The sequence below is a fragment of the Thalassobacterium maritimum genome, from assembly GCF_031127805.1.
Lineage (GTDB): Bacteria > Verrucomicrobiota > Verrucomicrobiia > Opitutales > Coraliomargaritaceae > Thalassobacterium > Thalassobacterium maritimum.
Map to the genome: position 1 here is coordinate 15,334 of NZ_JARXHW010000025.1, position 10,730 is coordinate 26,063.

Annotated in this window: 10 protein-coding genes; 6 read left to right on the top strand and 4 right to left on the bottom strand. The window is 53.4% G+C overall.

Going from position 1 to position 10,730, the window contains the following annotated elements; genetic code table 11:
- Positions 1 to 30: 30 nt before the first annotated feature.
- Positions 31 to 1,101 (bottom strand): phosphate acyltransferase, encoded by a 1,071-nt coding sequence (locus QEH52_RS11460; protein ID WP_308950584.1) that lies wholly within the window; start codon positions 1,099 to 1,101, stop codon positions 31 to 33.
- Between the two features lie 163 nt (positions 1,102 to 1,264).
- Here QEH52_RS11460 and murJ point away from each other — a divergent pair, with 163 nt between their 5' ends.
- The 5 genes from murJ to QEH52_RS11485 all read left to right on the top strand — a co-directional run bounded on the left by murJ (position 1,265) and on the right by QEH52_RS11485 (position 7,493).
- Positions 1,265 to 2,815: a murein biosynthesis integral membrane protein MurJ gene (murJ, locus tag QEH52_RS11465; protein ID WP_308950585.1), complete on the top strand. Its 1,551-nt coding sequence runs from the start codon at positions 1,265 to 1,267 to the stop codon at positions 2,813 to 2,815.
- A 137-nt stretch (positions 2,816 to 2,952) separates the two neighbouring features.
- A complete protein-coding gene (locus tag QEH52_RS11470) occupies positions 2,953 to 4,479 on the top strand; it encodes a TolC family protein (protein ID WP_308950586.1) in 1,527 nt (508 codons plus the stop codon).
- On the top strand, positions 4,476 to 5,558 hold the full coding sequence (locus QEH52_RS11475; protein WP_308950587.1) for an efflux RND transporter periplasmic adaptor subunit: 1,083 nt from the start codon (positions 4,476 to 4,478) through the stop codon (positions 5,556 to 5,558). The genes QEH52_RS11470 and QEH52_RS11475 overlap by 4 nt, the downstream gene beginning before the upstream one ends.
- A complete protein-coding gene (locus tag QEH52_RS11480; RefSeq protein ID WP_308950590.1) occupies positions 5,551 to 6,243 on the top strand; it encodes an ABC transporter ATP-binding protein in 693 nt (230 codons plus the stop codon). The genes QEH52_RS11475 and QEH52_RS11480 overlap by 8 nt, the downstream gene beginning before the upstream one ends.
- Positions 6,240 to 7,493 (top strand): ABC transporter permease, encoded by a 1,254-nt coding sequence (locus tag QEH52_RS11485; RefSeq protein ID WP_308950591.1) that lies wholly within the window; start codon positions 6,240 to 6,242, stop codon positions 7,491 to 7,493. The genes QEH52_RS11480 and QEH52_RS11485 overlap by 4 nt, the downstream gene beginning before the upstream one ends.
- Positions 7,494 to 7,506: 13 nt before the next feature.
- Here QEH52_RS11485 and cdd read toward each other — a convergent pair whose 3' ends face one another.
- From cdd to QEH52_RS11500, 3 genes are all read right to left on the bottom strand, one after another.
- The gene (cdd, locus tag QEH52_RS11490; protein WP_308950593.1) at positions 7,507 to 8,394 is read right to left on the bottom strand and encodes a cytidine deaminase; all 888 of its coding nucleotides are present in this window, start codon (positions 8,392 to 8,394) and stop codon (positions 7,507 to 7,509) included.
- Between the two features lie 21 nt (positions 8,395 to 8,415).
- Positions 8,416 to 8,880 (bottom strand): DUF4870 domain-containing protein, encoded by a 465-nt coding sequence (locus QEH52_RS11495; RefSeq protein ID WP_308950595.1) that lies wholly within the window; start codon positions 8,878 to 8,880, stop codon positions 8,416 to 8,418.
- A 73-nt stretch (positions 8,881 to 8,953) separates the two neighbouring features.
- The gene (locus tag QEH52_RS11500; protein ID WP_308950597.1) at positions 8,954 to 9,670 is read right to left on the bottom strand and encodes a GyrI-like domain-containing protein; all 717 of its coding nucleotides are present in this window, start codon (positions 9,668 to 9,670) and stop codon (positions 8,954 to 8,956) included.
- Positions 9,671 to 9,747: 77 nt separating this feature from the next.
- On the opposite strand from QEH52_RS11500, the gene QEH52_RS11505 reads away from it, so the two are divergent.
- Positions 9,748 to 10,680, top strand: coding sequence for a S1C family serine protease (locus QEH52_RS11505; RefSeq protein ID WP_308950599.1), 933 nt, complete (start codon positions 9,748 to 9,750; stop codon positions 10,678 to 10,680).
- The last annotated feature ends 50 nt before the right edge of the window (positions 10,681 to 10,730 follow it).

The window sequence follows — 10,730 nt, forward strand, 5'->3', positions numbered from 1 at the left end:
TGGCCAATGAATGGTATATACGAGGTGCGATTACAGTATGGTGACGTCTTCGTTGAGGTCGTCGCTGTTATCGGTTGGATAGAGCAGCTTGTGGTCGATCGCTTGTGAAGCGACCATGACTGCGGTGCCAAAGATATCGGTCGCGGTAGCCCCACGACTGATTTCGGCCGCGGGCTTCGTCAGGCCAGTGAGAATGGGGCCATAGTTGCGTGCGCGTGTGAGTGTGTCGAGTAGTTTGGACGCGATATTGGCCGAGTGCAAATCTGGGAAAATGAGTACGTTGGCATGTCCGGCGACCGGGCCTTCGATTTTTTTAGTTTTAGCGGTGATCGGGTCGAGTGCGGCGTCGACTTGGAGCTCACCGTCAATTTCCATCGGGATGCCGAGTTCGATGGCTTTTTTGCGCGCCATTTCTGTGGCGGCCTTCATCTTGGCAACGGTCGGGTTCTTACTCGTGATACTCTTACTGGAGTAGCTGAGGAGGGCGACATAGGGCTTCGCGTTGGTAAGGTGATAGCTGAGTGCGGCCGTGGTGACGGCGATGTCGGCGAGCTGCTGGCTGGTGGGATTAGGCACGACAGCGCAGTCGGCGAGGAAGATTTCGCGATCTTTGCCTGTTTCGAGGTCTTCTAAGTCGAAGATATTGAGCGAAGACACCGTCGACACGTCAGGCAAGCGTGGCACGATCTGCAGCAGTGGGCGCAGGGCGCTGGAAGCCGAACTAGTCGCACCAGAGACGATTGCGTCCGCCTGGGAGGTGGCGAGCATCATGGTGGCGAAGTAGTTGGTGTCCTCCAAGTATTGCTCGATTTCTTTGTCTTTTAAATTTTTGAAGCGACGCAGGCCTTGGAACTTCTGAGTAAAGTTATCCCACTCGTCGCTGCGGCGTGGTTCAATGATACGGATGCGCTCAAGGCTGACGTTGAGCTTCTCTGCATTATCCTTAATTTGTGCGCGATCGCCCAATAGGATGGGAATACCCAAATTATTGGATGCAAACTGGCGTGCGGCTTGCAAGATGCGAGGGTCGCTGCCTTCAGGGAAGACAACGCGTTTTGGGTGGCGTTTGAGGCGAACGGTGAGTTTTGAAATAAGTGGCATAATAAAATAATTCGGAATGGATTTGGGTATTATCGGTGAAAAGTTAAATGGAGACGAAGAACTAAGAGGATAAATATACAATTGCCAAAGTTTTTTACGCGGTAGTTTCTAATCAGCTCGCAAGAAAGCCAAGCAAAGCAAATTTCGCGCCCTTCAAATTCGAATGCTCAAGAATCTAAAAAACATCGCAGTGGTCAGTCTTTCGACGGTCGGCTCTCGCTTGCTAGGCTTGTTGCGGGACATTTTGATCTTTGCTGCGCTGGGTACCAGCCTATGGAATTCTGCTTTCATCCTGGCCTTTACGCTGCCGAATTTATTTCGCCGTTTGCTGGGGGAGGGCGCCCTCACTTCGGCGCTGGTGCCGATTTTTTCAGATGTTTTGGAGCGAGAGGGCCGCTCGGGGGCCTTTCGCTTCTTTAATCAAGTGCTATTGCGACTGCTATTGGTGCTGTTGGTGATCGTCTCTTTGGGCATGTGCGCGCTGCACTGGGCGGCTGGAAGTGAATGGCTGCCCGAGCGCTGGGTGACGGGGGCGGGACTGGCTGTTTGGTTGTTGCCTTATATGTTGTTTATCTGTTTGGCGGCCATCATATCGGCCGGTTTAAATTTACTGGGGCGTTTTGCGGTGGCTGCCGCGACGCCAATTCTACTAAATTTGGCTATGATCGGCGCTTTGGCTGCAGGTCTGTGGCTTGACGCAGAGGCTGCACGGGTAGTGTATTGGCTTTGTGGCGGTGTTTTACTGGGTGGCTTGTTACAATTAGTGGTGCCTGCTTGGGATCTGATGCGTCAGGGCTGGCGGCCACGCATCGAAGGTTCGATGGGGGCAGAGCTTGCGGAGCTGTGGCACTTGTTTTTGCCAGGCCTGATGGGAGCGGCGATCTTGCAGGTCAATATTTTAGTCTCACGGCTGCTGGCCTATTCCTTGGATGAAGCGGCGGTCTCGGTGTTGTATTTGGCGAGTCGTTTGATGGAGCTGCCTTTGGGCGTATTTACGATTGCGGTGGCGACAGTGTTTTTTCCGTTGCTGGCTAAGACGCGTTCTAATGGGGATGAAGTGGAGTTTTCGGCGGTATTCATGCAGGGCATGCGGCTGGTGATTGGGATATCCCTGCCCGCGGGGGTAGGCTTAATCGTGTTGGGACAGCCGATTTTGGAGTGTCTCTTTTTGTGGGGTGCCTTTGATCAGGCCGATGTAATGGCGACGGTGCCTATTTTAGCGATTTATGGCCTAGGCTTGCCGCTGTATTCGGCGGCGACTTTTGCCACGCGGGGACTGCATGCGAGTAAGGATATGCGCACCCCCGTGCGGGTGGCAGGCTATTGCTTGCTGATCAATTTGTTTGCGGGCGCCTTGCTGATGCAATTCTGGGGAGCTGCGGGGCTGGCGACGGGCAATGTTTTGGCTGCACTGGCGCAAAGTATCTTGTTGTGGCGAGCTTTGTCTAAAGAGCGCGCGAGGCTGAGCTTTGGGGCGATGTGGGCAGCTCTGGTAAAGGTGCTGCTTGCAGGAGTCGTGATGGGGTTGGTTTGCGCCTTGGCTTGGCAGGCTGTGGCACAGTTTGATTTGAACGCAAAGCTGAGTGCCGCTTTGACGGTGGCGTTATGCGTGCCGGGTGGTGTGGCGGTGTATTTTGCTCTGTTGTATTTTTTACGCTTCGAGGAAATGGGGACATTGTTAGGCATGCTACGACGCTATATGCCTAAGAAATAAAGGCTGCAGGCGAGATTTGGCAGGGATTTCGAGCCTGCAAGCGCTCAGTTTTTGAGCTGTTTCAGGGCTTAAACACTTTAACCCGAAACATTTGTTTGAAATTTTACAAGCTTCTGCCTTTTGTGGCCGATAGAAATATGCGACCCCGATTTCATTTATATCTCTTGTCGCTCGTGTGGAGCACGGGCCCTGTGCTGGCTGCGAGTCCGGAGCTGCCACTCGATGTGGCGATTGCATCGGCCTTGGAGCACAATGTAGGGCTACGAATTGCAAGCTATGAACCTGCGGATGCGCTCGACACAGTCGAGATTGAGGACGCGCAGTTTGATCCTTCTTTTTTTGCTAGCACAGCGCTGCAAGAGGGGGAGTCGGTGCCAGTGGCGGGGGCGAGTTCGGAGAGTGACGGGCGCAGTGCACGTATCGGTATCGACCAGCGCTGGTCAACCGGGGCGACGGTGACACTCGATTCCGCGCTCGATCGTAGTGGTGGCAGTTCAACCGTGCTGAATCCTGACTATGGGGCGGATGTCGGCATTAGTTTAAGCCAACCCTTACTGAAGGGGGCGGGCACGACTGTGAATCTTGCGCCCTTAGCGCGTGCTAAAGTGAACGCTGAACGCTCGCTGTTTGAGTTGCGCTCGGACGTGCTCGATTTGGTGTTGGAAACTGAGATCGCCTATTGGAATCTTGCCTATGCGCGTGCGGATCGCGCCTTGACTGTCTCCAGTCTCGCCTTGGCGGAAAATTTACGCGAAGAGAATTCGGAGCGAGAACGCCTGGGTTTAGTGACTCCGCTGGAAGTACTGCAAGCCGAAGCTGAGGTATTGAATCAGCAGGAGGCGATCATACAGGCCGACAATAACATCGAGGATGCCGAGGATGCATTGCGACGCGCGATGGGACAGACCGATTTTGTGCAGGCAGTCTCGGATACGATCGTTGTGCGCGCACTGCCGGAACAAATGCAGCCCTTGCGATCGATCGACGAGGTGGTGCAAGACACGGTGCTCAATGATATCGATGCACAGGTGCAGGAGCGACGCATTGAGGTGGAGCGGATCAATCGCATGTTGGCGCAAGATGAGGTGCAGCCGGATTTAGACTTGAGGGGCGGTTTAAGCTACCTGGGGCGTGATGATAGTGGAAGCCGTGCATACAGTGGAGTTTATTCAGCCGATGGTTATGCTTGGTCCGTGGGCTTAGAGCTACGGGTGCCGTGGGGCTTGCGTGAGGCGCGTGCACGTGAGCGGCAGGCGGAGCGTGGTGTAGAGCAAGCTACTTTGCAATTATACGATATTAAACAAGCGAAAGCTCTTGCCGCGCGTAATGCTTGGCGCTCCGCCAGTAGTGGCTTGAAGCGGATCGAAGTGACGCGGGCGGCGATGCGGCTCAATCAAGAAGCCTTTGAGCAAGAGCGTGCGCGCTATGGTTCCGGATTGGTGGCCTATCGCAGTGTGCTTGAAGCGCAGCGTGATTATGATCGAGCCAAGAGTAATTACCTCGGCTCTTTAATTGAAACTCTTCGCGCTATCGTGCGACTCAGTCGGATCGATGGCACATTATTACAGCGCAATGGTCTCGATTGGGATGCCGTGGCGCCTTACACCGAATTGACTACGCCGCGCGCTGAGCTGAATACGTCGCGCGAATCGAACACACCATGAAACGTGCTCTGACTATCTTTTTTATTTTCGCCCTCATCGTCGGCGGTATTTATGGACTCTTGCAAGTTATGCCCAAGGGGGACGGGGAAACTGCGAATCAAATCCGGACCGATACTGCGGAGCGTCGCGACTTAAAGTCGGTGGTGCCGGCCACCGGGGAGGTGCTCCCCTTGCTCAGCAGTAGTGTGAAGTCTGAGATCAGTGGGCGTATTACGAATATCATGGTTGAGGAGGGCGATTCCGTGGTGCGCGATCAAGAGCTCTTGGAACTGGATCGCACCAGTCTGGAAACACGCCTGCGGGAAGCGCAGCGTAGCTTGGAGGCCGAAAATTTGCGCCTCGAAAAGTCCGAACGTAATTTCAAGCGTCTGCAAGAGCTGTTTGCAAAGAAGTTTGTGGGCGAGCAGGAGTATTTAGATGCACAAACTGAGCTCAAGCTTGCGCAGCTGAATATCGAAATTTCGCAAGCGAGATTAGAGGATGCGGCTGAGGATTTATCGAAGACTACGATTCTGGCACCGCATGATGGAGTGGTCACTTTGATGGGCGTGTTGGAAGGGCAGGTCATCTCGGGGGCCAGTTCAGTCTCGAACGGCACAGAACTATTGACAGTCGCGCAGCTGAACGAGCTCTACATGGAAGCCAATATCAACGAGGTGGACGTTGAGAAACTTTATATCGGACAGCCTGCATTTTTGCGTTTTGATGCGATCCCTGACTTTGAAGTCGAGGGGCAGATCAGCGTGATTGCTCCATCTGCGCGCAAAGATGGTAATGTGCGGGTCTTTCCGATCGAAGTGGTTTTTGAGGTGGCGGACAATCGCGTGCGCCCTGGCATTAGTGCTACGGTCGAAGTGCCGATTGAAACAGCCGACAATGTGATTAGTGTTTTATTATCGGCTGTTTTTAACGATGCACAGGGGAGTGTCGTTTACGTCAAAAAAGGCAGCGCTTGGGAGCGTCGCGAGGTGACTACAGGTATTAATAATCTACAGCACGTCGAGATTCGTTCCGGGCTGAATGAGGGCGAGTCTGTGGCTTTGAGCCGTCCGTTGGAATTTCGTAGAAACGATGATTGATACGGATTTAGTTTTTAAGCTGCGATCGATTCGGCGCACCTATAAAGTCGGCAGCGAATTGGTGCATGCGCTCGACGGAGTGGATCTGACGATTCGTGATCGTGAATTTATCGCAGTGATCGGCACCTCTGGCTCGGGTAAATCTACGCTGATGCACACGCTTGGCTTTATGGATAGCCCGAGCTCTGGCCAAATGGAGTTTGAAGGTCGCGACGTATCTGCAATCAGTCGTGGCGAGCGCTCGCAATTACGCGCCACTCGTATTGGCTTTGTCTTTCAGTCTTTTAACCTGCTGCCTAAGTTGACGGTTTTGGATAATGTGCTGCTGCCATTGGTATATGGGCGTCAGCGTGTGACTAACAAGAAAGAGCTCGGCATGTCAGTGCTTGAGCGAGTCGGTATGGACCACCGCGCGAGTCACCGTCCGAGTCAACTTTCTGGTGGCGAGCGGCAGCGTGTCGCGATTGCACGCTCTTTGATCAATCGTCCGCGCCTGATCCTGGCGGATGAGCCGACGGGGAATCTCGATACTAAAAATCGCGGTCGGATCATGGAGCTCTTTGCATCTTTGATGGACGAGGGAATCACGCTCGCACTAGTGACGCATGACGACGAAGTGGCGGCTTATGCCAAGCGTCGCATTCGCATGCAGGATGGTAATATCGTGGAGGACAGCAGCTCGTGAATCCGGTCGGTGATATCTATACAGGAGCGGCCAACGGGCTGCGCGAGGTTTGGTCCAACAAGGTTCGCTCCCTGCTTTCGATGAGTGGTATTATACTCGGGGTGGCGGCCTTGGTGGCTATGGTTGGTATCGTGCAAGGTATGCTGGGCAATATGCGAGCCTCCTTTGAGCGCAGTGGTGGCGTGCTTAAGCTGGAAGTGCACTCACAGGAGGCGCCTGAGTGGCAACAGCACATTGCAGGCATTTCTCCAGGTATGACGTGGCGGGACATTGGAGCGATTGAGAAAGCCATTCCGCTGGCCGCCTATGTTTCTCCCGTTGTGGATATGAACTGGGAGCGCTTTATTGCCAATGGTCGTCGCTCGGGGGCAATTTTGCATGGCGTCACACCGGATTATGCTGGCATCAAAAAGAATGAAATTCAGTTCGGCCGCTTTATCTCCGATTACGATGTCGACTCGAAGAGTCCCGTGATCGTGGTGGGGGCGCATGTCGTGCAGAATTTATTTCGAGACCAGCCGAATGTTGTGGGGCAACAAGTGCGCGTGAGTGGGCAAGTCTACACCATTGTGGGGCAGATTAAGTCCGTAGAGCAAGCGACTGCTCCTGGGGGGCGCAAGCGCAGTTTCAATTATGAAGATCGGCTCAATTACATTCCTGCGACTACGGCCATGGCGCGGTATAAAGGCGATGACGAGGTGAATCGCATCGAAATACTTGCTTATGAGGTGGGGGACATGCCTGATTTGATGGAGCAAATCGAGAATACACTGACACAGACGCACCGCGGGATTTTTGATTTTGAGATTCGTACACAAGATGAGCAATTAGAAGAGCTCAAGAAGCTCGAGAATTCGTTCACCTATTCACTGGGCGGGATCGCTGGAATTTCCCTTTTAGTGGGTGGCATTGGCATTATGAATGTGATGCTGGCATCGGTCAGTGAGCGCATCCGTGAGATCGGCGTGCGCAAAGCGATCGGAGCACGGAGTCATGATATCTTTATCCAATTTCTTGCCGAAGCGGTGGTGATCTCAGTCTTGGGCGGCTTATTAGGACTCGTCGCGAGTGTGGGGCTACTCTCATTGGCTCGCGATTTCATACCAGAGGGTCAAAATATCAGTAATATGCCAGTGACTGCGATGCTGTATGGCTTTCTCTTCAGCAGCATGATCGGGCTGGCATCCGGCATTTATCCTGCACTGCGCGCCTCGCGGCTCGATCCCATCGATGCCTTACGCTACGAGTAGCGATTAACGATCGTTAACGCGCATCCATTTGCACTACTTTGATCTCTGCTTTGGAGACGGAGCTGATCAAAGTGCTGGCGAAAGGGAGTGGATTATTGATGGCGGTGGCTAGTTTCGCTTCGGTTGCTGTAGCGATGGCGACCTTGCGACTGTTGGAGAGGTTGCGTTGATTCAGGGCGACCAAAACACTGGGCACGCTTGGATTGAAGGCGGCTGATTCCGCTGCACGGCCTGAAAAGAATTGACCGTCCAGGCATTCGAGCACGAAGCCCTCAGGGGAGCGGCTGTAGGGGGCGTAGCTGCGTTGGGCCGCGTTGATGGCCCGTTGTTGGGAGGTGTTGGGCTGCGGCTTAACAGCTTCAAGTGGGATTGAGGGACTGTCTAGCAGTCCGTGCCCCTTGGATCGCGGTTCTCCGAAGGCATGTGGCAGTAAGCTCTGTAGTGTATGAATCTGCGTGCCGACATGGATTTGTAGCGTATCTAAATTAGAAAGCTCACGCAGGAATTGACGGCAGTGCCCGCAAGGCGTTTCGGATACGTAGAGTGCAGTGAGTTCGTGCTCGTTATGCATCCATGCATTGAGCACCGCGGATTGCTCTGCGTGCAAAGTGGCGTGCAGAGGCATGCCTTGAAACTCCAAATTGGCCCCCAAGTATAAATGCCCCGATGCGCCAACGGCCACTGCGCCGACGGCGAAGCCAGAGATGGGGTGCACCGAAAAACTGGCCGCCAGTGGCAGGAGTTGCGCCGCCAGTGGCAGGAGTTGCGCTGCTGCTGTGGGCCCACAGTCGGTGATTTGACCGCTGAAGCCTGGCGCGGCCAGCGCTTGGCGTATTTGGGCTGCGCTGGCAGAGTCTAGGTCTGCGAGTGCACGGTCGATGGAAGAGTCAGTCAGGGCCATGCTGAGAGTGTGTTGGGCTGTTTATTTGAGAAAGCGAATGGTGCAAGGATAGCGGTAGAGCACGCCTTCGCTGGCTTTCACGGCGCCGATGATGGTGTACACGACCATCGCCACTGATAAAATCATACCTAAAATAACTCCCAGCCCGAATGCGAAAACTAGCAAAAAGCAGATGAGACCATAAATGGTGACTGAAATTTGAAAGTTCAGTACTTCTTTGCCCGTGTCATCTACAAAGGGGTCTTGCTCCCTCTTGACTAACCATAGAATGAGAGGACCGATGATATTGCCAAAAGCTGGGAGTATAAATAAACAGAAGCTGAGTAAGTGGCAGAGCATGGCCATGGTTTTATCGCCAGCAGGTGTGTTTGCTGCAGATGCAGCTGAAGGGTGTGAGGGCTCAGGACCTGAGTGCATGTCATTTGTATCGTCGATAATTTCAATGGGAGATTCGTGGTCGGGCTCTGAGTGATTTTCTATGCTCATAGTTGGGCAATTTAGGAAGCCTCCTTGAGTGGCGCAATCCGAAATCAGTCCTTTCGGCTTGGTTTTACGTGGATTATACACACATCGGCTGGCGAATGATGGTCTTCCAGTTCTTAGGCGCGGCGCGGCGGATGTCGCTTAAGTAGATTTCGTGATGTTTGCCGCAGAGTTGATGGTCTGAATCGGCTATGAATTGGTGCACGCGCTCAACGGTGGGGCCTTCGTCGTCGAAGGGCCCGATGTGAAGCGTTTGGGCGACGCGGCCTTCGTTAAAGCTCTGGTAGCGTAAAGAATCCAGGGCGGGGAGTTTTTTCTTTGCATGCACCCGTTTTATGGCGGTTTCAACTAGCTCGCGATCGACGCACTCAGGCTGCATGATCATCAGGGTCCAGAGCCAGCGATCTTTACGGCGAGTAATGAAATCTGACATGTCTTCGGCCCACCACAGCCCCTCCAGCGGCATGACCCCATAGTCCATCAATTTCAGCTCACGCTTGACTATGAATTTGATGGTATAGGAGACCGTAAACAAAGCTTGGATGGCTGCGATGTAGGACTCCGAGCCAGGTTCGCCGGCACCATCGACCATTAAGTATTGTAAGGGCGGCATTTCGATTGAGTCCACGCGCTTGGCAGAGGGCTTGTAGAGTGTCTTGAGCTCGGATTTGTAATTTACTTTGGGGATCATGATGGTGGGCTTGTTGAGCGGGTTATAGTTGAGCTTGCAGGCTAGACTGCTGCAGTATGTTAGTAAGCGACTTTGTTCGATAAAGCCCAGAGTTGAATTCAAGTGGTATAAAGCGGGAAAAGCGGCGAGAGTGGGTGATTTTGTTGGCGTGTAGCGATTAATTTGCTTTTGTGGCAGCTATGCTTCGATTTCTGAGTTTTTTGGTTTTTATCTTTGCAAGTGGGACAGCGGCACAGGCCTTCCATTCACTTGAATTAAAAAATGGTGCGACTGTCCAGGGCGAGCTGGTATTGGAACGGGCCGATTCGGTCTATGTCGATTTGGGCTATCAGTTACTGGAGGTGCCGAAGTCTGCGGTGGCGCAGGTGCAAGGTGTAGATGCGAGCTCGGGGGGCTTGCCGCAGCTGAGTTCGCGGGCGGATACTCTGTATCAAGTGGCCGATGCTCGTGGCGATCAGACCATCCGGGACTGGGTCGACGAGTTGGGAGAAGCGGTGGCACTGATACAGACGCCTACCGGTTTAGGCTCCGGCTTTATCATCCATCAAGATGGTTACGTGGTGACCAATGACCATGTGATCGCAGGGGAGCACCGGATTTCGATCACAGTATTTAAAGAAGGGAGCCATGAAATGTCGAAGGTGACCTATGATAATGTGCGTATCGTGGCGACGAGTTCCGAGCTCGATCTTGCCTTATTAAAAATCGAAAGTGAGCATGCAGATCCATTTGTGACTGTGCCCTTGGCCGCGGTGGACGAGGGGCTGCGCGAGGGACAGACAGTTTTCGCGATCGGGAGCCCGTTGGGCTTGGATCGTACCGTCTCAGAGGGGATCATCAGCGTGGCCAATCGCGTTATTAATGGACGTCTCTATTTACAAACCACCACACAAATCAACCCGGGCAACTCCGGCGGGCCTCTGTTCAATCTGAAGGGGGAAGTCGTCGGAGTGAATAATATGAAGATCGCCGCCGTCGGAGCCGAAGGGCTGGGGTTTTCTATTTCATCCGGTATCCTCAAGTCATTTATCGACAATCGCGATGCCTATGCCTTCGACCCGCGCAACCCAAACGCAGGCTTTCGTTATTTAAGTCCGCCCAAGGTCAAATAAGCGAGCGATCGCATTGACGGGATCATTTTCACGTGCCCTGTAGACATCTT

Bases quoted from the DNA above. Each gene is read 5' to 3' on its own strand.
- QEH52_RS11460 (WP_308950584.1), bottom strand. From the start codon at position 1,101: ATGCCACTTATTTCAAAACTCACCGTTCGCCTCAAACGCCACCCAAAA.
- murJ (WP_308950585.1), top strand. From the start codon at position 1,265: ATGCTCAAGAATCTAAAAAACATCGCAGTGGTCAGTCTTTCGACGGTC.
- QEH52_RS11470 (WP_308950586.1), top strand. From the start codon at position 2,953: ATGCGACCCCGATTTCATTTATATCTCTTGTCGCTCGTGTGGAGCACG.
- QEH52_RS11475 (WP_308950587.1), top strand. From the start codon at position 4,476: ATGAAACGTGCTCTGACTATCTTTTTTATTTTCGCCCTCATCGTCGGC.
- QEH52_RS11480 (WP_308950590.1), top strand. From the start codon at position 5,551: ATGATTGATACGGATTTAGTTTTTAAGCTGCGATCGATTCGGCGCACC.
- cdd (WP_308950593.1), bottom strand. From the start codon at position 8,394: ATGGCCCTGACTGACTCTTCCATCGACCGTGCACTCGCAGACCTAGAC.
- QEH52_RS11495 (WP_308950595.1), bottom strand. From the start codon at position 8,880: ATGAGCATAGAAAATCACTCAGAGCCCGACCACGAATCTCCCATTGAA.
- QEH52_RS11505 (WP_308950599.1), top strand. From the start codon at position 9,748: ATGCTTCGATTTCTGAGTTTTTTGGTTTTTATCTTTGCAAGTGGGACA.